19 protein-coding genes and 1 pseudogene are annotated in these 21587 nt (G+C 67.1%); 9 read left to right on the forward strand and 11 right to left on the reverse strand.

The window, feature by feature from the left end; all coding sequences use genetic code 11:
• Positions 1-425: 425 nt before the first annotated feature.
• On the reverse strand, positions 426-971 hold the full coding sequence (locus tag AC1DE3_RS13535; RefSeq protein ID WP_476852459.1) for a DMT family transporter: 546 nt from the start codon (positions 969-971) through the stop codon (positions 426-428).
• A gap of 3 nt (positions 972-974) precedes the next feature.
• A pseudogene (locus AC1DE3_RS13540) lies at positions 975-1343 on the reverse strand (EamA family transporter); the annotation flags it as partial.
• A 639-nt stretch (positions 1344-1982) separates the two neighbouring features.
• Here AC1DE3_RS13540 and AC1DE3_RS13545 point away from each other — a divergent pair.
• Both AC1DE3_RS13545 and AC1DE3_RS13550 read left to right on the forward strand, forming a co-directional pair.
• Entirely contained in the window at positions 1983-2480 is a 498-nt protein-coding gene (locus tag AC1DE3_RS13545; RefSeq protein WP_476797008.1) for a c-type cytochrome, read from the forward strand.
• A 178-nt stretch (positions 2481-2658) separates the two neighbouring features.
• Positions 2659-3711 carry an acyltransferase family protein gene (locus tag AC1DE3_RS13550; RefSeq protein WP_476797009.1) on the forward strand — a complete coding sequence of 351 codons (1053 nt, stop codon included), beginning with the start codon at positions 2659-2661 and terminating at the stop codon, positions 3709-3711.
• Between the two features lie 99 nt (positions 3712-3810).
• Here the strand turns inward: AC1DE3_RS13550 and secA are convergent, their stop codons facing one another.
• Positions 3811-6594 (reverse strand): preprotein translocase subunit SecA, encoded by a 2784-nt coding sequence (gene secA, locus AC1DE3_RS13555; protein ID WP_476797010.1) that lies wholly within the window; start codon positions 6592-6594, stop codon positions 3811-3813.
• Between the two features lie 370 nt (positions 6595-6964).
• On the opposite strand from secA, the gene AC1DE3_RS13560 reads away from it, so the two are divergent.
• The 5 genes from AC1DE3_RS13560 to mutT all read left to right on the forward strand — a co-directional run bounded on the left by AC1DE3_RS13560 (position 6965) and on the right by mutT (position 11144).
• Positions 6965-7822, forward strand: a complete 858-nt coding sequence (locus tag AC1DE3_RS13560; RefSeq protein WP_476779563.1) for a peptidylprolyl isomerase — start codon at positions 6965-6967, stop codon at positions 7820-7822.
• A gap of 233 nt (positions 7823-8055) precedes the next feature.
• Positions 8056-9306 carry a bifunctional glutamate N-acetyltransferase/amino-acid acetyltransferase ArgJ gene (gene argJ / locus AC1DE3_RS13565; protein ID WP_476797011.1) on the forward strand — a complete coding sequence of 417 codons (1251 nt, stop codon included), beginning with the start codon at positions 8056-8058 and terminating at the stop codon, positions 9304-9306.
• Positions 9287-10216 (forward strand): DMT family transporter, encoded by a 930-nt coding sequence (locus AC1DE3_RS13570; RefSeq protein ID WP_476797012.1) that lies wholly within the window; start codon positions 9287-9289, stop codon positions 10214-10216. The genes argJ and AC1DE3_RS13570 overlap by 20 nt, the downstream gene beginning before the upstream one ends.
• A 41-nt stretch (positions 10217-10257) precedes the next feature.
• On the forward strand, positions 10258-10728 hold the full coding sequence (locus AC1DE3_RS13575; RefSeq protein WP_441511636.1) for a carboxypeptidase regulatory-like domain-containing protein: 471 nt from the start codon (positions 10258-10260) through the stop codon (positions 10726-10728).
• 11 nt (positions 10729-10739) lie between these two features.
• Positions 10740-11144 carry an 8-oxo-dGTP diphosphatase MutT gene (mutT, locus tag AC1DE3_RS13580; RefSeq protein WP_476797013.1) on the forward strand — a complete coding sequence of 135 codons (405 nt, stop codon included), beginning with the start codon at positions 10740-10742 and terminating at the stop codon, positions 11142-11144.
• 12 nt (positions 11145-11156) lie between these two features.
• Here the strand turns inward: mutT and AC1DE3_RS13585 are convergent, their stop codons facing one another.
• The 5 genes from AC1DE3_RS13585 to AC1DE3_RS13605 form a co-directional block, all read right to left on the reverse strand.
• Positions 11157-11855, reverse strand: a complete 699-nt coding sequence (locus AC1DE3_RS13585; protein ID WP_476797014.1) for a DUF930 domain-containing protein — start codon at positions 11853-11855, stop codon at positions 11157-11159.
• 103 nt (positions 11856-11958) lie between these two features.
• Positions 11959-13161, reverse strand: coding sequence for a winged helix-turn-helix domain-containing protein (locus AC1DE3_RS13590; RefSeq protein WP_476797015.1), 1203 nt, complete (start codon positions 13159-13161; stop codon positions 11959-11961).
• 198 nt (positions 13162-13359) lie between these two features.
• The gene (locus tag AC1DE3_RS13595) at positions 13360-13884 is read right to left on the reverse strand and encodes a CAP domain-containing protein (protein WP_476797016.1); all 525 of its coding nucleotides are present in this window, start codon (positions 13882-13884) and stop codon (positions 13360-13362) included.
• A 4-nt stretch (positions 13885-13888) separates the two neighbouring features.
• On the reverse strand, positions 13889-16501 hold the full coding sequence (locus AC1DE3_RS13600) for a DUF3772 domain-containing protein (RefSeq protein WP_476852441.1): 2613 nt from the start codon (positions 16499-16501) through the stop codon (positions 13889-13891).
• A 220-nt stretch (positions 16502-16721) separates the two neighbouring features.
• Positions 16722-17819, reverse strand: coding sequence for an ROK family protein (locus AC1DE3_RS13605; protein ID WP_476797018.1), 1098 nt, complete (start codon positions 17817-17819; stop codon positions 16722-16724).
• A gap of 182 nt (positions 17820-18001) precedes the next feature.
• Between AC1DE3_RS13605 and AC1DE3_RS13610 the strand changes: the two genes are divergently transcribed.
• Positions 18002-18478 (forward strand): DUF2938 domain-containing protein, encoded by a 477-nt coding sequence (locus tag AC1DE3_RS13610; RefSeq protein WP_476797019.1) that lies wholly within the window; start codon positions 18002-18004, stop codon positions 18476-18478.
• A gap of 102 nt (positions 18479-18580) precedes the next feature.
• On the opposite strand, the gene AC1DE3_RS13615 is transcribed toward AC1DE3_RS13610, so the two are convergent.
• Genes AC1DE3_RS13615 through gloB form a run of 3 tightly spaced genes read right to left on the reverse strand, consistent with a single transcriptional unit; the run spans position 18581 to position 20569 of the window.
• Positions 18581-19339: a GNAT family N-acetyltransferase gene (locus AC1DE3_RS13615; protein WP_476797020.1), complete on the reverse strand. Its 759-nt coding sequence runs from the start codon at positions 19337-19339 to the stop codon at positions 18581-18583.
• A 1-nt stretch (position 19340) separates the two neighbouring features.
• The gene (locus AC1DE3_RS13620; protein ID WP_476797100.1) at positions 19341-19796 is read right to left on the reverse strand and encodes a cupin domain-containing protein; all 456 of its coding nucleotides are present in this window, start codon (positions 19794-19796) and stop codon (positions 19341-19343) included.
• Between the two features lie 8 nt (positions 19797-19804).
• Entirely contained in the window at positions 19805-20569 is a 765-nt protein-coding gene (gene gloB, locus AC1DE3_RS13625; protein WP_476797021.1) for a hydroxyacylglutathione hydrolase, read from the reverse strand.
• 160 nt (positions 20570-20729) lie between these two features.
• Here gloB and AC1DE3_RS13630 point away from each other — a divergent pair, with 160 nt between their 5' ends.
• Positions 20730-21497, forward strand: a complete 768-nt coding sequence (locus AC1DE3_RS13630; protein WP_476797022.1) for a class I SAM-dependent methyltransferase — start codon at positions 20730-20732, stop codon at positions 21495-21497.
• Positions 21498-21587: the final 90 nt, after the last annotated feature.

Below are 21587 nucleotides of genomic sequence, written 5' to 3' on the forward strand. Positions count from 1 at the left end.
ATTGAGCCAGGATGCGGCGCGGAAGGATCGAGCCACCTTCCGCACGCCCCGTGGCGCTCCGCTCATCGGCGATTTCTGACTCCGGGCCGCGCTTATACGGCTGGGGCACTCGTGCCCGGCGCCTCGCGGATCAGTTCGGCTCATCGCCTTGTCATCCGTTCCGCGCCAGACCCTGGTTGCCCCAACCTTCCAGCGAGCTCCTCGCACAGGGGCCGTAGTACCCCCAGGGCGGTGCCCCGAAGCCTCCCGGGAGTGGATCGTAACTCCACCCGCAGGCGCCGAACCTCCTCCCGCCCCTGGCATACCTCCGGATGGCCGCCCCTCGGGGATGAGGTGGGCCGAGCATAGGCATGGATTGTGAGGGCGAGGATAAGTTCGTACGAAAACCACCGCCATGGTCGCACAGTGGGAGTCCGCTTTCGACCCTAAGCGGACAGCTGCCCCTTCCGCTTCGTCGCCACCGTGAGCGTCAACCCCGCGAGCACGAGGACGACACCGACGATGAAGAGCGGTCCCAGCCGGTCCCCGAAGATCAGGGCGGCGGCAGCCACGCCGATGATCGGCTGGAGATATTGGATGCTGGCGGCAATCCGGGCAGGAAGCGTGCGTAGCAGATGTAGCCAGAGGAAGAGCCCGGCAACCGTGACCATGACGCCGAGATAGAGAGCGGACGACACTCCGACGACCGTCAACTGGAACGGCACTTCTATCAATTCCCAGATCGTCCAAGGCGAGAGTGCGAGGAAGCCGAACAGCGTGCTCCACGCAGCGACGACAACTGTGCCGTGCCGCTCCGACAGTTCGACACTCCAGACATAGTAGAAGGCGATCGTCAGCGCTGAAAGCAGTACGAGCGCGGCACCGGACAGGCTCGTTTGCGTCGCGGCCGAGGAAGCGTCACCGCGCCCCCAAGCGACAAAACCGATGCCGATGAAGGCCGCGGCAATGCCGAGCGCCTGCACGATCGTCACCGGTTGCCGCAACCGCAGGGCCGCGAAGATGACGACGAAAGCCGGGATAGCCGCCGAGATCGTCGTGCCCACCGAAGCAGATGTACCGGCTACGCCGAATGTTTGTGCGACTTGGCCGATGCCAATGCCAAGAATTCCCAGCGCCGCTACGCGAGGTAAAGCCTTCAAAGGCAATCGCTGCTTCCCGACTACGAGAAGAAACATCAGCGGTATCGCAATCAGGAACCGCAGCCCGGTAAGAACGAGCGGCGGCAAGGTCAACAGGCCCAACTTCGTGATCGGGATCGACAAGCCCCACATGACCGCGAGCAAAAGCGCGGCCCCAAGGCTCCGTGCGGAGACGACGGAGGCAGATACAGAGGCATCGTTCATGAGGGGCAGTCGCCGGTGGCAGGATGATCCGAGCGTTATCGCAGGCCAGTCGCTACGCCAACAGCATGGCAGCTCCCGACTCAAACCGGACCTCGGTCATGTCTGCTCTCGATTGTCACCGTTGCGCGCCTGCCATCATGCGACAGCGAAATTCGATCTCCTGTCGCAGATCGTCCCAAGGGACAGCTTTCCAGCTTCAAGGCGTACGAATAATAGGAGAAATGCGGAGCGCTCCGAAGAAGGCGCCTGGCGCTGGTTCCGAAATGTAACGATGGAGTTCGCCGTGCTGAAACTTTGTGTCGCCGTGGTGCTCATCCTTCTCGGGCCAGTCGGTTGCGTCACGCAAGATACCGTTCCCAGCAAAAGGGCGGACGGGCCGGCCTATATGCAGCCGGGCATTGGTGCGCCGGCTCGTCAGACAGATATGTTCGGGAATGCCTTTCGTTAGTTGAGGAGCGCAATCTGCCCGCCCCGGACGGTGAAAGCCAGTCGCGGGACAATTCTGACAACGATGAAGCCAGCCTCGGCCGGCAGGCGCTGTTCGCCCCTCCATCATTCAGGTAGCATCGATCAGCCGCAGCATAACGGTCGCCCGGCGACGAAGCGACAGCCGGGCCGCATCCCGCGCGGGAGGGCGCCATGCGATTCATCGCCGGTTTCGTCTCAGCCTTCATCCTCCTGGCCATCGCCGGCCTCGCCGTCGTCTTCGGCGGCTTCGTCAATATCGCCGCCCGCGAGCCACACAGCGCTCCGGTTTTCTTCCTGCTGAAGACCGCCATGCGCCAATCGGTGGCTCGCCAGGCGGCCAGCGTGCCCGCGCCGGCACCGTCCACCGACATGGCCCGCGGGTTCCGCCTCTACAACGAGACCTGCGTTTATTGCCATGGCGGCCCCGGGAAAGACCCGGTCGATATCGGCAAGGGCCTCAATCCAGAGCCACCATTCCTGCCTGACACGATCCAGCGCTGGAGCGCTGCCGAGATCTTCTGGATCGTCAAGAACGGCGTTCGGATGACGGGGATGCCGGCCTTCGCCGAATCCCATAGCGACGAGGACCTGCGGGCCGTCGTCGCCTTCGTGCAAAAGCTTCCGGGCATGTCGGCCGAGCAATATGCCGCCTATGAGAAGGAGCAGTGAGCACAATCCCGGCCGGATTGTCGGCTCGAAGCGGCCGGGCCATCCAAGCCGTGTCTGCCCCTCACAAGGCTGCTCGCCACCCTTGCTGGAAGCTTAACGGCACCCGATCCTGTCCGGCAGCGATGCTAACCCCCCGCTAATCCGGCCGTGCCAAGCTCCGCTTGGAGGAACCGGCATCATGGCTGACACGACTGCAACGCCCCATCGCCCGGCCAGCCGCATCGGCTGGGTCGATACGGGCAAGGGCATCTGCATCATCCTGGTCGTGCTGATGCATGTGGCCGGCGGGCTCGAAGGCGCCACGGGGCAGGAGAGCTGGATCGACCCGCTGATCGCCTGGGCGAAGCAGTTCCGCATGCCCGGCCTGTTCCTGCTCTCGGGCCTGTTCGTGCCACGTCTCGTCGGGCTCGGCTGGAACGCCTTCCTCGACCGGAAGATCGTGCCGCTGAGTTACTTCTACCTGCTCTGGTTCTCCATCAACGCGCTCATGCGCTTTCCGCCCTGGGGCGAGGCAGGCTTCTCCGGTTTCGCGCAGGATTATGCGCTCGGTCTCGTCGATCCCTTCGGCGTGCTCTGGTTCATCTATCTGCTCACCGTGTTTTTCGCCGTTGCCAAGGCCGTCTGGCGCTGGCGCCATGCGGCGCTGATCGCGGCCGCGCTGCTGGCGCTCGCCCCGCTGAGCACCGGCTGGATGGTGCCCGACCAGTTCACCGCCTATTTCGTCTTCTTCCTGGCCGGAGCCGTGTTCTCGGCGCAAATCCGCGCCGCCGCGGACAGGGCCGCTGACCATCCCCGCAAGACCTTCGCGATCTGGGCCGGCTGGTTCGCCCTCAGCGCGCTCGCTACGCCCTTTCTCGGCCACGACGTCCAGAATGCGGCGCCGGGCGTGCACCTGCTCCTGGGCATCGCCGGAGTGGCCGGGATCCTGCTCAGCGCGGTGCTGCTGGCCGGGCAGCTGCCCTGGCTCGACTATTGCGGACGCAACTCCTTACCGATCTATCTCGCCTTCTTCCTGCCGATGGTAATCGGGCGGGCCGTGCTGCTGCGCTCCGGCATCCCGCTCGACCCCGGCGTCGCCGCGCTGCTGCTGACCGCGATCTCAGTTGCCGTGCCGCTGCTGCTGCACCGGCTGGTCAGGGGCACGCCGCTGGCTTTTCTTTTCGCACGCCCGGCATGGCTCGGCACGCGGCCCCGCTCGGCGAGACAGCAGGAGATCGGCTCCTCGCTCTGATCGGCGGCAAATGTCGCCACGAAACGTCGCAAGCGGCCCTGAAACGCATTGCGCCCGGCACAGGGCCGGGCGCGGGGATCGTCAGCGGGAAAAGCTGCCTCAGACGAACTGGCCGTGGCAGTGCTTGAACTTCTTGCCGGAACCGCAGGGGCAGGGCTCATTGCGGCCGACCTTGCCCCAGGTCGCCGGATCGGCCGGGTTGCGGTCCAGAACCTCCGTATCGGCATCGACCGCGGCGAACTGCACGCCGCCGCCCCCGTAGTCGCCGCCGCCGAAGCCCGACCCGGCACCGTCCTGCGCGAATTGCTGAGCCTGCTGATCTTCCGGCTGCTCGAAGCGGACCTCGACGCGCGAGAGATGGCCGGTGACCTGCTGGCGCAGCTGGCCGATCAGCCCGTCGAACAGCTCGAAGGCTTCCTGCTTGTATTCCTGCAGCGGGTCGCGCTGGGCGAGGCCGCGCCAGCCGATGACCTGCCTGAGATGGTCGAGCGTGACCAGATGCTCGCGCCAGAGATGGTCGAGCGACTGCAGCAGCACCTGCTTCTCGACATAGGTCATGACCTCGTCGGTGTTGCGCTCGATGCGGCCGGCATAATCCTCGTCGGCGAGCTTGCGGATGCGCTCGCGGATCTCGCTGTCGGCGATGCCCTCTTCCTTGGCCCAATCCTCGACCGGCAGGTCGAGGTTGAGGGACTGGATCACCTCCTGCTTGAGGCCGGCAGTGTCCCACTGCTCGGGATAGGCGTCTTCCGGGATGTGACGGGCGACGACATCCTCGACCACGCCGTGGCGCATGTCGTCGATCGTCTCGCGCACGCTGGCCTGGCGCATGAAGTCGCGGCGCTGCTCGAAGACCACCTTGCGCTGGTCGTTCATGACGTCGTCGTACTTCAGGATGTTCTTGCGGATGTCGAAGTTGCGCGCCTCGACCTTGCCCTGCGCCTTCTCGACCGCCTTGTTGATCCAGGGGTGGACGATCGCCTCGTCCTCCTTGAGGCCGAGCTTCGTCAGCATGCCGTCCATCCGGTCGGAGCCGAAGATGCGCATCAGATCGTCCTGCAGCGACAGGAAGAACTTCGAGCGGCCGGGGTCGCCCTGGCGGCCGGCGCGGCCGCGCAGCTGGTTGTCGATGCGCCGGCTCTCATGGCGCTCGGTGCCGACGATGTAGAGACCGCCGGACTTCAGGACGCGCTGCTTGAAATCGGCCACCTCGGCGCGGATCGCTGCCGCCTTGGCGTCGCGCTCCGGGCCCGGCTCGATGCCGGCAAGGTCGTGATTGATCCGCATATCGGCATTGCCGCCGAGCTGGATGTCGGTGCCGCGGCCGGCCATGTTGGTGGCGATGGTGATCGCGCCAGGCACGCCGGCCTGCGCGACGATATAGGCCTCCTGCTCGTGGAAGCGGGCGTTCAGAACGGCGAAGGCCTTTGTCGTCTTGCCCTCGCGCGCCGCCTGGTAGACCGGCTCCAGCGCTGTCGGGTCGGTGAAGTCGAGCAGCTTGTAGCCCGCCTTCTCCAGCATGCCGGCGACGAGCTCGGAGCGCTCGATCGAGGTGGTGCCGACCAGGATCGGCTGGCCGTTGGCCTGCGCCGCCTGGATCTCGCGGATGATGGCGCGGACCTTCTCCTCGAAGGTGCGGTAGACCTCGTCGTCCTCGTCCTTGCGGGCGATCGGGACGTTGGTTGGAATCTCGACGACCTCGAGCTTGTAGATCTGGAAGAACTCGTCGGCCTCGGTCGCCGCCGTGCCGGTCATGCCCGCGAGCTTGCCGTAGAGCCGGAAATAGTTCTGGAAGGTGATCGAGGCCAGCGTCGCGTTCTCGGGCTGGACGGTGACCTGTTCCTTGGCTTCGAGCGCCTGGTGCAGACCTTCCGAATAGCGCCGCCCCGGCATCATGCGGCCGGTGAACTCGTCGATGATGACCACCTCGTCATTGCGGACGATGTAGTCCTTGTCCCGGGTGAAGAGCGAATGCGCGCGCAACGCCTGGTTGACGTGGTGGACCAGCGTGACGTTATGGGCGTCGTAGAGATCGCCCTCCTTCAAGATCTCGGCCTCGCGCAGCAGCTCCTCGATATGATCGTTGCCGGCCTCGGTCAGTGCCACCGTCCGCTGCTTCTCGTCGACCTCGTAATCGCCGGCGACGAGGCCCGGCAGCACCTTGTCGATCGCGACATAGAGTTCGGACTTGTCGTCGAGCGGGCCGGAAATGATCAGCGGCGTGCGCGCTTCGTCGACCAGGATCGAGTCGACCTCGTCGACGATGGCGAAGTGGTGGCCGCGCTGGCTCATCTGCGCGACGTCGTACTTCATGTTGTCGCGGAGATAGTCGAAGCCGAATTCGTTGTTCGTGCCATAGGTGATGTCGCAGGCATAGGCCCGCTGGCGCTCCTCGTCGTCGAGGCCGTGCACGATGATGCCGACCGTGAGTCCGAGGAAGTTGTAGAGCTTCGCCATCCACTCGGCGTCGCGCCGGGCGAGGTAGTCATTGACGGTGACGACGTGGACGCCCTTGCCTTCGAGCGCATTGAGATAGGTCGGCAGGGTCGCGACCAGCGTCTTGCCTTCGCCGGTCTTCATCTCGGCGATGGCGCCCTCGTGCAGCACCATGCCGCCGACGAGCTGGACGTCGTAGGGGCGCTGGCCGAGCACGCGCTTGGCCGCCTCCCGAACGGTGGCGAAAGCCGGCACGAGCAGGTCGTCGAGCTTGGCGCCATTGGCAAGCTGCTGCCTGAACTCGTCGGTGCGCGCCTTCAGCGCCTCGTCACTCAGCGCGGCGATCTCGTTCTCGAGGGCGTTGATCGCGGCGACGCGGGGCTGGTAGCCCTTGACGCGGCGGTCATTCGACGAGCCGAAGAGTTTCTTTGCGAGCGCGCCAAGCATGTTGGGCCTTTCAGGTGATGCTTGAGCCCCCGGCCGGCGCGGACCTCTTTCGCGCCTGGGTCGGAAGCCCGGTATTCTCGAAATGCGACCGCGTGTTTAGACGCGTGCGCGGGCAGGGTCCAGCGTGCGTTTCGTCCAATCGGCAGCGAAACGGCAAGTGAATTCGGCTCTGGATGTGGGTGTTTTCCCGGCTGCTTCCAAGGGCGGAAGCTTGAGATCGCACGACGTTGCGGCATCGCGCGCCCCTCCGGGCGGTGCAAAGCTGCGTGATCGGTCGCTGCAATCGCTTGAACCGCCTTGCCTTTGCCGCGTTCAGCTGGCAGTGCAGCCGCCAAAGCGTCTCGGGTTTTCCGACGAAAGGCCGTCACTCATGAACTCAGCCCGTCTCATTGCCTTCCTCGGCTTCGCGCTGCTGACTGGACCGGCCTTCGCCCAGGCCGACAAGGTCGTCGCCAAGGTCGACGGCATCGCGATCACCGAGAAGGACATCCAGCTTGCCAGCGAGGATCTCGGCGAGCGCCTCGCCCAGCTCCCCGATGACCGCAAGCGCGACGAGGTCATCAACTATCTCGTCGACCTCAAGCTCGGGGCCAGGGCCGCGGCCGACGCCAAGATCACCGATACGCCCGATTTCGCGGCCCGCCTCGCCTATTATCGCGAGAAGGTGCTGCTCGACGAGTACCTGACGCGCGAAGGCAAGAAGGCCGTCACCGCCGACGCCGCCAAGAAGCTCTTCGACGAGACCACCAAGGCGATGACGCCCGAGGAAGAGGTTCATGCTCGCCACATCCTCGTCGAGGACGAGGCCCAGGCCAAGGCCGTGGTCGAGCGGCTGAAGAAGGGCGAGGATTTCGCCAAGGTCGCCGCCGACGTTTCGAAGGATCCCGGCTCCGGCAAGGAAGGCGGGGATCTCGGCTGGTTCACCAAGGACCGCATGGTGCCGGAATTCGCCGAGGCCGCTTTCAAGCTGAAGAAGGGCGAGGTCTCTGAGCCGGTGAAGAGCCAGTTCGGCTGGCACGTCATCAGGCTCGAGGACAAGCGCTCCAAGCCGCTGCCCGACTTCGCCTCGGTGAAGCCGCAGATCGACCAGTATCTCGAGCGCAAGGCCCAGCAGGACCTCGTGCTTGCCATGCGCGAGAAGGCCAAGATCGAGCGCCTCGACAAGCCGGCGGTGCCCGCCGCTCCGGCCCCGGATGCCGCCAAGCCTGCCGAGCCGAAGAAGAACTGATCCGACGTCGTCATTCTCGGGCGAGGCAAAGCGCAGACCCGAGAATCTCCGGGAAGAGATGCGCGGGTCGAGCCCGAGCATGGCGCAAACCCTCAATTTTGCGGGCGGCCCTTGCGGCCGCCCTTCTTGTTTTCGTCATCGGCCTGCGGCAGACGGCTTCTGAACGAGACGCACTGCCCCGGCGAGCAAACGATTCGCCGGTCTTCGAGCAGTGCTCCGCAGGAGGAGCTCCGATGGCCGGCAAGGATGTCCCCGTTTCCCCGCTCGCGCCGAAGCGCCAGCCCAAGGTGCCGCCGGTTCCGGGCGTGCGCTTCGCCACCGCCGAGGCGGGCATCCGCTACAAGGGCCGCCAGGACGTCTGGTTCGCGCTGCTCGACGAAGGCACCCAGGTCGCCGGCGTCTTCACGCGCTCGAAATGCCCGTCGGCCCCGGTCGATTGGTGCCGCGAGAACCTCGCGCAAGGCTCTGCCCGCGCCGTCGTCGTCAATTCCGGCAACGCCAATGCCTTCACCGGCCTGAAGGGGCGTGACGCGGTCAAGCTCACCGCCGAGATCGCCGCCAAGGCTGCGGCTTGCAAGCCGCAGGAGGTCTTCATCGCCTCGACCGGCGTGATCGGCGAGCCGCTCGACGCGACCAAATTCAAGGGCGTGCTCGACGATTGCGCCAAGCGTGCCGCTGAGGGCCCCTGGATCGACGCCGCCAAGGCGATCATGACCACCGACACCTTCCCGAAGGCGCTGACCCGCAAGGCCAAGATCGACGGCAAGGAAGTGGTCATCGCCGGCATCGCCAAGGGCGCCGGCATGATCGCGCCGGACATGGCGACGATGCTCTCCTTCGTCTTCACCGACGCGCCGATCGCCGCCCCGGTGCTCCAGGCATTGCTGTCGAAGGGCGTGAAGGGTTCGTTCAATGCGGTCACCGTCGACAGCGACACCTCGACCTCGGACACCCTGATGCTCTTCGCCACCGGCAAGGCGGCCGAGCGCGGCGTGCCCGCCATCACCGAAATCAACGATTCCCGGCTCTCCGGCTTCAAGCGGGCGCTGAATTCGATCCTGCTCGAACTCGCCCATCTCGTCTGCAAGGACGGCGAGGGCGCGCGGAAATTCGTCGAGGTGCGCGTCAGCGGCGCGGCCTCGGCCCGCTCGGCCAAGCGGGTCGCGCTCTCGATCGCCAATTCGCCGCTGGTCAAGACCGCCATCGCCGGCGAGGACGCCAATTGGGGCCGCGTCGTCATGGCCGTCGGCAAGGCCGGCGAGCCGGCCGATCGCGACAGGCTCGATATCGGCTTCGGCGACATCGTCGTGGCGAAGCAGGGCGCGCGGGCTCCGTCCTATGACGAGCAGGCGGTGTCGGACTACATGAAGGGCGACAGTATCGTCATCACCGCCGATCTCGGCATCGGACGCGGCAAGGCCACGGTCTGGACCTGCGACCTGACCAAGGCCTATGTCGAGATCAATGGCGACTATCGCTCCTGAGGCCGCGCCGCAGCAGGAACCCAGCCGCAGCTTCATCGCCGTCAACCTCGCGATCTGCTCCCTGCTCTGGGGGTCGAGCTACCTGTTCATCAAGCTGATGAGCGGCGAGGTTTCGGCGCTGGCGATCGCCGCCAGCCGCGGCCTGCTCGGCGCTGCCGTGCTGTCGCTCTGGAGCCTAGGGCGGGGGCGCAGCCCCTTGCCGCGGCGCGCCGAAATCCTGCCCTGGTTCGTGCTGGGCACCACCAATGGCTGGCTGCCGAACGTGCTCGTCGGCTACGCGCTGATCCAGCTCGCCAGCGGGCCCGCAGCGATGATCCAGTCGGCGGGGCCGCTCGTCACCGCGCTTGCCGCCCACCTCATCTTCTCCGAGGAGCGGCTGAGCCGGCGTCGCTTCGGCGGCATCCTGCTTGGAATGACCGGCGTCGCGCTGCTGATCGGCCCTCGGCTGTTCGAGGGCGGCGGCACCGCGCTGAGCGTCCTCGCCATGATCGGCGCGACGCTGAGCTACGCCGTCGCCAATCTCTATGTCCGCACCGTGCCGACCGCGACGGGCGATCCGGCCCGGCTCGCATTGGGCCAGCAGATGTTCTCCGGCACCATCGCGACCGCGCTGACGCTCGTCGTGCTTGGCCCCGCGGCCTTCGTCCCGCTTGGCGGCCATCTGCCGGCGATGCTGGCCCTCGGCATCGTCGCCACCGCTATCCCGGTGACCGTCTTCATGCGGCTGATCCGGGCGGCGGGGCCGACGCGGGCCGCGATGACCGGCTATCTCGTGCCAACGGTGGCGGTGATCCTCGGCGTCATCGTCCTGCATGAACACCTGGGGTTGCGTCAAATCCTGGGCGGTTGCATCATCCTGGCCGGCGTCTTCCTCGTCACGACGGCGCCGCGCAAGGTGGGGGCCTCATGAGGATCGGGACTATCGCGGCGGCCATCTTGGCTGGAGCCGCCATGGCTGGCTGCGTCGAGCGCCAGCCGGCAACTGTGGCGTTCTCCACGGACGAGGCTGCCGTCATCAAGAAGCCGGGCAACGGCGTCATCGCCGGACATGCCTTCCGCACCAAGCCGAGCGGCACGGTGGTCAACGCCGCCGGCCAGGTCGTGCGCCTCATCCCCGCCACCGGTTTTGCCCGCGAGCGCTTCGCCAATCTCTACGGCCAGGGCAAATACGTCCCGCATCACGCCTACCCGGCTGCTGACACGGTCGATCCGGCCTATGCCGAATACACCCGCACGACCAAGGCCGAGGCCAATGGCCGCTTCGCCTTCGACAAGGTCGCGCCGGGCTCCTATTTCGTCACCACCCAGGTGATTTGGGGCGATGAGAACGCCTTCACGCGGGAGGGCGGCTTGGTCTATGACAGCGTCACGCTGACGGGCAAGGAAACCGAGCCCGTCCAGGTCATCCTCTCCGGCAACTGAGTCCCACCTCCGTGAAGCTGCTCCTCGTCGTCGCCTGCGCTTTGATCGATGCCGACAACCGCGTGCTCGTCACGCGGCGCCCCGAGGGCAAGGCGCTCGCTGGCCTCTGGGAATTCCCCGGCGGCAAGCTCGAAGCGGGCGAGCGGCCGGAGCCGGCGCTGATCCGCGAGCTTCATGAAGAACTCGGCATCGCCGTGAAGGAGGACTGCCTCGCGCCGCTGACCTTCGCCAGCTACGCCTATCCCGAATTTCACTTGCTGATGCCGCTGTATATCTGCCGGCGCTGGGAAGGCAGCGTCGCCTCCCGCGAGGGCCAGGCTTTGAAATGGGTCCGCCCCGGCAAGCTGCGCGATCTCGCCATGCCGCCGGCCGACGAGCCGCTGATTCCGCCGCTGATCGACTTGCTGGGCGCCTGACGACGCGCTGCCTCAGTGCACGGCCGGCAGGCCGAGCGCCTCCCAGCGGGCCTGCGGAATCGGATCGCCAACCTGGAAGGCGAACGCCGTCACCCGCTTGAGATCGGGGGAAATCGTGCACTCGAAACGCAATCCGTACCAGCGACGCCTGCTACGGAAAGCCGCCCCCTCCGCCCGCATGATATGGCCGGCATAGCGGGTGTCGGCCGTTGCATAGGCACTGACGCGGTCGGGCTCGTAGCTGCGTTGCCAGGCATGGATCTGGCCCATCGCCTCCAACCCGCAAAGCTGCTCGGCGCGCTCATCTGGCGCCAGCCGCGGCAGCAGCGCCAACGCCTCCCGGCTGCGCGGATCGGCCAGAACCTGCTGCGACAGCAGGCGCCGCGGCCGGACCAGCCCGTCCGTTTCGGCCGAGGCCCGCGGCTCCGCGGGTGCCGGGGCTGACGGCAGGGGCAGTTGCGGAGCCGGCTGCAGCACCGGAGCAGGCTCGGCCGGCGGCGCGGGTGGCGGCGGCGGCGGGCGCATCATCGCCTCGAACTGCTCGGGCGTCTGCAGCTCGACATCGACGCTCTGCTCGACGAAGGCCGGCATCTTGTCGAACTGCTGGATAGCGACGGAGGCGAGCCACGCCAGCAGCGCCGCATGGACGAGCAATGCGGTTGGCAGGCCGGGATCGGGCATCGCCCGGCGCATGCGGCTCGCGGCCGGCATGGCTCAGGCCGCAGCCCGCGGCGGCACGAAATCACCGGTCCGGAAATTCGCCGTCATCCGCTCGTTTCGCGCCTTCCGCCCCCGATGGGCGCAACAGCGCCGATCAAGCCGACATTTTTGTGATCTCGGGCAGCGCCTCCAGCTCGGCTTCGCCCCGCCCGAGCTGGAAGCGCTCGAAGCGCTGCAGCTCCTCCTCGATCGCGGCCTTCAGCGCCGGCGTCTCACAACCGTCGAGCCAGCTCCATTGCTGCATCAGGAGCTTGCCGGCGGCGCGGTCGGTCTTGAGGTCGAGCACCGCGACGATACGGTCCCCCGCCAGTACCGGGAGGCCGAAATAGCCGTAAACCCGCTTCTCCTTCGGCAGATAGGCCTCGAAGATATGGGCGTAATCGAAGAAGAGCTTCGCCCGCTTGCGCTGGATCATCAGCGGATCGAAGGGCGAGAGGATGTGGATCAGCGTCTCTTCCGGCGCCTCCGACAACTCCAGCGATGCGGGCGTCGCCCAATGCTGCGTCTTGCCGGCGCCCTCCACCGCAACCTCGACAAGTTCCCTGCGCTTGACGCGGGCCGCGATCAGCTCGGCCACCGCCTTCTTGCTGGGCGCGTCGAGATGGCAGGCGGAATCGAGGCTGACGAGCCCCTGCGCGCTCAGGGCACGGTCGAGCTTGTAGGCGGTGACATGCCGCTCGCTCGCCGGTGTCGGCTTTTTCTCCCACTGGAAGTGCCGGTCGAACAGCTCATAGGTCTTGAGCATGCCGGAGCGCGCGGAAATCGCGAGCTCGCCATCGTAGAAGGCGCGCTCCAGCAAGCCCTTGGACGGCTTCTTGCTGGCCCATAGATGCGCCTTCTCGATCAGCTCCTCCTCGATGTCGCGGATCGTCAGCGCACCGTCCCTGCGGATGCGGCGCAGGAGCTTGCGCGTCTCCTCGCGCGCGCCGACTGCCGACCAGCGCTTCGGTTCCGCGCGATGCGCCTTCATCTCCGGCAGCAAATAGCGGATGTCGCGGGTCGGCACGTAGGAGAGGGCGTGCGTCCAGTATTCGAAGACGCTCTTCTCGACCGATTGCAGATGGGCGAGATCGGCCCGGCGATAAGCGGGAATGCGGGCATAGAGAATGTGGTGGTGGCAGCGCTCGATCACGTTGATCGTGTCGATCTGCACATAGCCGAGTTGCTCGACTGCCGCCCGCGCCGCGGCAGGCCCGGCCCCGAAGGGCTCGCGCGTATCAAGACGCTGGGCGTGCAGCCAGATGCGCCGGGCCTGTTGGGTCGTCAGGGAAAGGGGCTTGCGGGGTCGTGGAGGCATGATCCGCAGGCTAGCCTCGTCCGCGCCGCGCCGTAAGGGGCGCAGCCCGCAGCCGCTGACAGCCCGTGGCGGGAGCGAGAGCCCCCGACGCCAGAGCATTTTCGAGCGAAGCGAACGCCGGTTCGCGTGAAGAAAATGCAGCAAAATATAGAGATGGAGCACGTCCACGCTTCTGCGAAACGTGGAAGTGCTCCTGCGTCACGGCGCGACGATCAGCGCCCAGTAGACCTGATATTTCGAGCCCGGCGCATAGGCGGTCGCGATGCCCATGCGCTTGGCCCTGGCATCCTTCATGACGCGGTCGTGCTGGGGCGAGTCCCGCCAGCCGGAGAAGGCTTCGGCGAGGCGCCGGTAGCCGGCGGAGAGATTGGCCTCGGCCCCCGGTTGGCCTTCCCTGGCAAGCCGGGCCTTGACCGCATCGGCCTGCACCGGCTTGTCGGAGGCGGCCATCGCCGCCGCCTCGCGCTGCGCAGCCTCCACCAGCGCCGGGTCGAGCTTCAGCGTGCCGAGCCCGGCATTGAGACGATAGGCCGAGATCATCGCCCGCGCCTGCTCCGAATCGACCTGGGCCGAGGCGGAACCGAGGTCGCGATAGAACGCCGGCTGGCCCTGGCGCTGCGGCTCGGTGCAACCGGCTACACCGAGAAGGGCGAGCGCGCCGACCAGCGCGGCCGGGCAGGTCATCGCGCGCCGGCCGGCGGCGTGGCGCAAAAGGCTGGGCATCCGATCATTCCTTGCTGTCTTCTTTGGCGGATTCGTGCACAGGGAGCGGGGCGGGCTTCGCCGCTTCGGCGGTCTCCTCCTCGCTCTCCCCGGCCTCGGTCGGCTTGCGGGAACGACGAGCAGCGGCAGACGCGGCCGGCTTCACCGCCGCCCGCTTCGCCTGCCCGCCCGCATCTCGCCCGACCGCCGTAGCGATGCTGTCGAGGGAGTGCTCGACGCCTTCCAGCCCGCGCACGATCAATTCAGGCGTGGCGGCCGCCGGCTCCATATCGGCGAGGCGCTTGTGGATGGCAAAGTTCAGGTCGCTGGTCACGCGCCCGACGATTTCGACATCTCCCACCACGCAGACCAGCTCGAAATCCATCGTCGTGGTGCCGAGCTTCTTGAACTGCACGACCGGCGGCGGCTTCTGCATCACGTCGCCATGGTTCGCGGCGACCTCCGACAGCATAGCCCGCACCTGCCCCGCCTCCAGGGTGCGCGGAACGGAGAGCGCGATCAGCACGCGGCCGGTCCGGTCATTGCGGACGCGGTTGCGCACCACGCCCGAAATCAGGTTCGAGTTCGGGACGATCACCGTCGAGCGGTCGAAGGTCGCGATCTCGGTCGAGCGGACATTGATGCGTTTGACGATGCCTTCGATGTCGCCGACCAGGACCTGATCGCCGACGCGGATCGGCCGCTCCCAGAGCAGGATCAGGCCCGAGACGAAGTTCGACACCACCGACTGCAGGCCGAAACCGATACCGACCGAAAGTGCCGAAGCGACGAGCGTCAGACGCTCGAGACTCAGGCCCACCGCCGAGACCGCGATCGCCACCGCGCCGATATAGCCGACATAGCCCGCCGCCGTGCTGATCGAATTGCGCGACCCGGGATCGAGCGCCGTCGTCGGCAGGAACTGATTGTCGAGCCAGCGCTGCAGCCCCCGCGTCGCGGCGATGCCGAGCCCGAAGACGAAGGCGAAGACGACGATGGTCGAGAGCGAGATCGTGACGCCGCCGACCTGGAAGCCGAAGAAGGCGGCGCGCAGCGAAACCAGAAAATCGGTCGATTCCAGCCCCCAAGGCGCGAGCACCATGAGAACCGTAACGACGATCAGCAGGAGCTTCAGGACGCCGACACTGATAACCGCGACCTTGTCCAGCGTGGTGCTGCGCAGCCCCATGCCGGCCCTCAACGTCAGGGCGAAACGGCCCTTGCCCGTCAGGAGCCGTGGAAGGCCGAGATCGATGAACTGGAAGGCCAGCAGGAACAGGCAAGCGACGACGCCGATCCAGAGCGTCTGCTCGGCCAGGAAGGCGGCGAAGACGACATAGCCGCTGAGCGCCGAGGCGATGATCAGGAAGCCGATGATCCAGCCGAGAATCCGGACCGGGCCGAGGCTTGCCCCGTCCACCGGCACATAGGGGCCGAGGCAAGCCTCCTGCTCGACCTCGTCGTCATCGCGAATCTGGTAGAGCCCGGCGATCAGCGTCAGGGCGAAAAGAATGGCGAACAACGCCTTGACGATGATCGAGATTGCGAGGCCTGCGGCGATCGCCTGGAGCCAGGCCTCGAAGACCTTGCCGACCGACATCACGAGCGCGAGCGAAGAAGCGATCCAGACGACACTGCGGGCCGTCGGGTCGAGAACGCGGACCAGACGACGCTGCGGGCTGGACGGCGCGAACAGGGCATCGGCCAGCGCCTGGACGAAGGCGAAGAAGGCGAGGCCGACAACCACGGCCCAGATCACCGGCTGGATGCGCGGCGGCAACAGCCCCGTCGTGCTCAGCGCCTTGTAGATCAGCCAGCTGGCCAGCACCGGCGGCGCCGCGCCCGCGACGATATGGGCGAGCGCTATATAGAGGCAATTCAGATTGCCGGCGTCCTGCGTGTTGCTGTAGCGCGCCTTGAAACGCGGCAGATAGCGTGCCCGGGCGACGTAGAGCAGGACGGCGCCGAGCAAAGCCAGAGCGACCACACCACCGCGCGTCCCGGAGAAGGCGTCCGTCACCCCTTCCAGCCAGCCGCCGAAGATGTAACCGGACGCCCGCAGATCCTCAGGCGCCGTCGCGACCGCGTTGCTCCAGACCTCCGGATTGGCGATGGAGGGCCCAGCGGCGAATAGAGTCTTGGCGAAGATTTCGCGGCGCTTGTCGCCGATTGCGCTCTGGAGCTGCTCCGCCTGAAGCAACGACGCCTTGGCGATCTTCAGCGTCTCGTCGGCGTCGGCATAGGCCTTGGCGCGGGCCTCGCGGTCACGCGTGATCTCGGCGCTTTCGGGCGGCGCATTGGCATCGGGCTTCGGGCCGAGCTGATCGAGGCGAAGCTTGGCCTGCTCGACCCGCGGCGTCTGTTCGGCGATGATGACGCGCAGCTGATCGAGCGAGGGCTGCAGGCGGATCCGCTGACGCTGCAGCTCCGTATCGCTCGCTTCCGGAGAGGCCAGCGTCGTCTCAATTTGCGCCAGCTCGGTGCGGACCGCATCGAGCCGCGCCCGTGCGCTGTTCGGATCGGCAGGGGTCGCAGCCGTCTGGGCAAAGGACGGCGCCGCGGCCGCCATAACCAGCGCGAGGAGCAGCAGGCAGGCGGCCAGAAGCCGCTGCAGGCTATGGAACGGTGCGTGTGCCATGCGCCCTGCCATGGTGGTGCAGCCCTGCTCCCCGGGATGATTCGGCTCGGGATCGACCCTCGGCACAGCCTTGCGCGCAAGGCAAGACGGAGAGCGGAATTCGGCGGCCGGCAAAGCGGATGCTCCTCGGATGGCAAGCGGACATGGCAAGCCAGATCGCGGCTGCGGCCCGCTCATCGCCGCAAAACACGACCTGAAGATGGCATGACCTATGCCGGGATCAGCGTTTGCCTGCTGCTTTGCCGGTTTCCTTGGCACTCGTGCGATTGCGATAGCTCGCATTGCCGAGCCCGGTCCCGATCGTCAGCACCGCCCAGTTTTCGACGTCCTGCATCGCCGGCATCTCGCTCAGTCCCTGGATGACGGCATCGTTGTGCATCACGATTTCCGTCTCGTGATCACCGATCTCCGGCACGAGTTCGCGGATGCTGTCGACGAGGTTGAAGCGGCTGCTTTCCCAGTTCCCTGGCAGGTTCTGCGCGCCGCGCTCGATCGCCCCGTCCGGCTGGATCAGGCCGGGACAGCCCACGCCGATGAAGGGCGCGACGCGCAGGCCCTCCTTCTCGGCATTCGCGATCTGGTCCCGCAGCATCTTGCCGAGACGCTTGATCGCCTCATCGCGGCTCGGCTGCTCATCGGCATGGCGCCAGAGCTCCGATTTCCAGACACGGGCCTTGCCCAGATCGGGCGCCTTCTGCTGCCGGAGCTCGACGATGCCGGCGCGGATGTTCGAGCCGCCGATATCGACAGCGACGAGGCTGTCGAAGGCCTCGAAGATCCATTTCGGCGCAAGATGCGCGCTTCCGACCAGACCCGCCTCGTCCGGATGATGGCTGACGGGCACGAGATCGAGATCGCGGCCATCGGTACGCAGGATGATCGCGGCCCGCGCGATGGCGAGCTCGCCGACGCGGCTCTCGCGGAAGCCCCCGCCGACGACGATGCGCTCGACAGCGGCCCAGCTCTTCAGGCGCGCGAAGCGGCGGATGACGAAGGCAAGCGATTGGGCGAAGCCCTCGACAGCGCTCAGCACCAGAGCGGCTTCGGCGGCCTCGCCCTCCTTGATCAGCGCATCGAGCTCCTTCTTGCTGATCTCGGCGGTCTTGCCCTTCAGCGGATCGTCGCCGTTGCGTTTCAGATGGCTGCGCAGCGCATCGAGATGCTCGACGAAAGCACCGCGGCTCGCCTTGTCGCCGACGAAGCCATCATCGTCCCGCACCTCCAGATTGTAGCTGGTGACGGTGACCGAGGGCAGCTCGGCAGCGCCATGCGGCCCGGTCCCGGCATTGCGTGGTTGTTCGGCATTCGCTGTGGCCATGAAGAATCTCCCCCGCGGTTTCGCGAAGGCAACCCGGCAACGGCGCGCGGGGTTCCGACGCCAGGGCGATGCGCCACATGCAGCCCGCACCCCGCGCAGACAGGTAGGCGCTGCAGTTGACCGCCGCCACAATCGCCGCTCCAACAGGCAAGAGCCGCGGCAGGCGGCCTTGGGGGCGGAACGTGTCTGATCTGATTTTGCGCATGATCGTCATCGGGGCAGGCGCGACGGCGCTCACCGATCTCTGGGCGCAGCTGCTGCGACTTTTCGGGCTGCCCAAGCCGAACTGGGCGATGCCGGGGCGCTGGTTCGCCCATCTGCCGCGTGGCCGCATGTGGCATGCCGACATCGCCAAATCCGAACCGGTGGCAGGCGAGCTCGCCATCGGCTGGATCTGCCATTATCTCGTCGGCATCGCCTTCGCGGGCGTCGTCCTCGCGATCTGGGGCGCGGACTGGGCCCGCAACCCGACCTTCCTGCCGGCGCTGATCGTCGGCTGGGCCACGATCGGCTGCGGCTGGTTCATCCTGCAGCCCGGCATGGGCATGGGTGTCGCCGCCTCGAAGAAGCCGAATGCCGGTCAGATCCGCCTGCTCAACTTCGTCAGCCACACCCTGTTCGCCGTCGGGCTCTATGGCACGGCGCTGCTGATCCGCTGAGCTGCTCGCCGTCATGCTCGGGCTTGAGCCGAGCATCTCGTGACACGAAGGCTCCGGCGTCTCCGGCCAGAGATTCTCGGAACAAGCCCGAGAACGACGGCTTCAGTCGAGCAGACGGGTCTCGTAGCTATAGAGCTGGCGGAAGCCGAGGCTGCGGTAGAGATTGATCGCGACGGCGTTGCTCTGCTCCACCTGCAGATAGGCATCGCCACAGCCCATCGCCCCGGCCCAGCCCAGCAGCCCCCTGACGATCTTGCGGCCATAGCCATGGCCGCGATGATCGGGGTGAACGCAGATCAGGCCGATCTCGGCCATGCCACGCTCGGCCACGCTCATGCCGAAGGCGACGGCCTCGCCCTCGACCAGCCAGGTGGCGAAGGCAGCCGGCAGCCTGACTTTCTCGACGATCGCGGCGAGATTGCCGACATGGGTCTTGATGCCGCTCTGGAGAGCGGCGACGCCGGCGGTCCATTCCAGGCTCGGCCGCGCCTCGATCTGCAATTCGGGCTCTTCGGAAACGTCGAGGCCGGCGAGCGGCGCGATGAGGCCGAAGGACTTGTCCTTGACCCGATAGCCGCGCTCCAGCACTGCAGCGCGGGTCGCCTCGGTGACGAGCGGCGTCAGCCGGATGCTCGGCGCCAACCCATCGGCGCGATAGAGTTCCGCGATCAGATCGAGCGTCGCATCGTCGAGCTCGGCGCCATAGACCAGCGGCGTTGCCGAATTGGCCCGGCCGGAATAGCCATTGGCGAAACGCAGCGCCCAGTCTCCGACGATGAGCGTCGACAGGGCTGGCCAGGCATTGATGATCCGCCGCTCGCAGCCGAGCACGAGCGCGCTGTCTTCCGTCTTCGTCAGCATCTCATCCCTCCGCCGGCTTGCGCGGCGTCGGCCGCCAGCCCGGCGGCGCCATCTCGAAACCCGAGAACTCGAAGCCTGGCGCGACCGTGCAGCCGACCAGCGTCCAGGCGCCGAGCGAGGTCGCACTCTGCCACCAATCGGCGGGCACCACGAATTGCGGCCTTTGGCCGGCGGCAAGCTCAGTGCCGAGATAATGAGCCGAGGCGTCGTGGCCATTCGACGAGACCGTGATGACCAGCGGCGCGCCGGCATAGTGATGCCAGATCTCGGCGGCATCGACGCGATGCCATTCCGAGGTCTCGCCAGTGTCGAGTAGGTAATAGATCGCGGTCGAGAAGCCCCTGCCCTCCGGCCCGGCCGGATCGCGGAAGGTCTCGCGGTAATGGCCACCCTCGGGATGGGGCTTCAGTTCGAGGAGCCGGATGACCTCCGCCGCCGTCAGCCCGTCCAGCTGCATCGGCATGGTCAGAACCGGTTCTTGGCTTCGCGCAGGGCCGCGAAGACCTTGTCGGCCGAAGCGCCCGCCAGCCCGACGGAAGCGGCGAGCGCGCCCTCGCCGGCCCGGAAGAACGGGTTGGTCGCCTGCTCGTCCGCCACCGTGGTCAGCGCCCAGAAGCGCCCCTCCGCCTTGGCCTTCTCGGCCTCGGCGAAGCGCGCCTTGAGCGCCTCGTTCGCCGGATCGACCGACCGGGCGAAACGGGCATTGGCCAGAGTGTAGTCATGGCCGCCGAGCAGGCGCGTATCGCCCGGCAGCGCCATCAGCCGCGACAGCGAGGCCCACATCCTGTCCATCTGCCCCGGCTGGACCCGCCCGCAGCCCATGACGAAGACGACGTCGCCGACAAGCGCGAGCTTCGCGCCGCGCCCGACATAGCTGAGATGGCCGTCGGAATGGCCGGGCGTATGCCAGGTCTCGAAACGCTCCCCGCCCAGCGCGACGACATCGCCCTCGCCGACCACCGTGTCGAGCGGCGCACTGGCGCGGGCGTCAGCCGGGCCGATAACCTTGGCGCCGGTTGCCTGCTTCACCTCCGCGACGCCCTGCGTGTGATCGTGATGCGCGTGGGTGATGAAGATGTCGCTGATCGTCCAGCCCTTCTGCCGGGCCGCGGCCAGCATCTCGCCGGCATCGGGCACGTCGATGGCTGCGCAGGCGCCGGTGCCGGGATCGTGGAGCAGCGCGCCGGCGTTGTCGCTGAGCGTGCGGAAGATGTGAAGGTCGAGCGGCATGGCTTCCTCCGGCAGGGTCGGCCCGACGGGCCGATGAATGATCGTCTTCTTGAATGGGCCATGCCCGGCGCCCGATCAACCCGCAGCAACGCAGCCGGCACCTGCCGCTGCTGCCACGCGGCCCTTGCGTTCGGCCGCCGCGCGTTCCATCTCAAGCGCCATGCCTCTCGACGTCGTCGATCTGCGCGCCTTCTATGCCAGCCCGCTCGGCCATGTGGCCCGGCGCTTCATCGGCCGGACGATGCTGCGCTTCTGGCCGGACTGCTCGCGCCAGCGGCTCCTCGGCCTCGGCTTCTCGACGCCCTATCTCTCCGTGCTCGGCATGCAGGCCGAGCGGACCATCGCCTTCATGCCGGCGGCGCAGGGCGTCGTGAACTGGCCGACGCCCGGCCTCTCCGCCTCGGCCCTGGTCGAACCGACGCTCTTGCCGCTGCCGACCGCCTCGATCGACCGGGTCGTCCTCGTCCATGCGCTCGAGGAGACGGAAAGCCCGGACGACCTGCTCGACGAAGTCTCGCGCGTCCTCAGTCCCGGCGGGCGGATGATCCTGGTCGTGCCCAACCGGCGCGGGCTCTGGGCCCGGATGGACGGCACGCCCTTCGGCCAGGGCCGCCCCTTCAGCCGCCGGCAGCTCTCCGCCCTGATGCGCGCCGCCGAATTCTCGCCGGAGCATTGGACGGAGGCGCTTTATGTCCCGCCGCTGCAGCGGCGGCTCCTGATGCGTTCCGCCCCGGTCTGGGAACAGATCGGGGCCGGCCTCTCGCTGCCCTTTGCGGGCGTGCATGTCATCGACGCGACCAAGCAGTTCTACCGGCGCGCGCCCCTGCGCGCGACGCGGCGCAGCTTCGCGTTGCGGCCGGTCCTGCTGCCGCAGCCGGCTCCCACGCCGCGCGCAGCGGCCGCGCCGACGGAAAGCCGAACGGGTTGACATTTTCGCCGGGTCGCGGCCAAGGTCCGCCGCCTTTCGCGCCGGTTGTGCCGTAAACCGCTGTTCCGCCCGATTTTCGCGCGGATTCTG

It is taken from the genome of Allobosea sp. 10L417 (genome assembly GCF_056395485.1).

Coding starts and splice junctions, on each gene's coding strand:
- AC1DE3_RS13545 (WP_476797008.1), top strand. CDS start 1,983: ATGCGATTCATCGCCGGTTTCGTCTCAGCCTTCATCCTCCTGGCCATC.
- AC1DE3_RS13550 (WP_476797009.1), top strand. CDS start 2,659: ATGGCTGACACGACTGCAACGCCCCATCGCCCGGCCAGCCGCATCGGC.
- secA (WP_476797010.1), bottom strand. CDS start 6,594: ATGCTTGGCGCGCTCGCAAAGAAACTCTTCGGCTCGTCGAATGACCGC.
- AC1DE3_RS13560 (WP_476779563.1), top strand. CDS start 6,965: ATGAACTCAGCCCGTCTCATTGCCTTCCTCGGCTTCGCGCTGCTGACT.
- argJ (WP_476797011.1), top strand. CDS start 8,056: ATGGCCGGCAAGGATGTCCCCGTTTCCCCGCTCGCGCCGAAGCGCCAG.
- AC1DE3_RS13570 (WP_476797012.1), top strand. CDS start 9,287: ATGGCGACTATCGCTCCTGAGGCCGCGCCGCAGCAGGAACCCAGCCGC.
- AC1DE3_RS13575 (WP_441511636.1), top strand. CDS start 10,258: ATGGCTGGCTGCGTCGAGCGCCAGCCGGCAACTGTGGCGTTCTCCACG.
- AC1DE3_RS13585 (WP_476797014.1), bottom strand. CDS start 11,855: ATGCCGGCCGCGAGCCGCATGCGCCGGGCGATGCCCGATCCCGGCCTG.
- AC1DE3_RS13590 (WP_476797015.1), bottom strand. CDS start 13,161: ATGCCTCCACGACCCCGCAAGCCCCTTTCCCTGACGACCCAACAGGCC.
- AC1DE3_RS13595 (WP_476797016.1), bottom strand. CDS start 13,884: ATGCCCAGCCTTTTGCGCCACGCCGCCGGCCGGCGCGCGATGACCTGC.
- AC1DE3_RS13600 (WP_476852441.1), bottom strand. CDS start 16,501: ATGGCACACGCACCGTTCCATAGCCTGCAGCGGCTTCTGGCCGCCTGC.
- AC1DE3_RS13605 (WP_476797018.1), bottom strand. CDS start 17,819: ATGGCCACAGCGAATGCCGAACAACCACGCAATGCCGGGACCGGGCCG.
- AC1DE3_RS13615 (WP_476797020.1), bottom strand. CDS start 19,339: ATGCTGACGAAGACGGAAGACAGCGCGCTCGTGCTCGGCTGCGAGCGG.
- AC1DE3_RS13620 (WP_476797100.1), bottom strand. CDS start 19,796: ATGCAGCTGGACGGGCTGACGGCGGCGGAGGTCATCCGGCTCCTCGAA.
- gloB (WP_476797021.1), bottom strand. CDS start 20,569: ATGCCGCTCGACCTTCACATCTTCCGCACGCTCAGCGACAACGCCGGC.
- AC1DE3_RS13630 (WP_476797022.1), top strand. CDS start 20,730: ATGCCTCTCGACGTCGTCGATCTGCGCGCCTTCTATGCCAGCCCGCTC.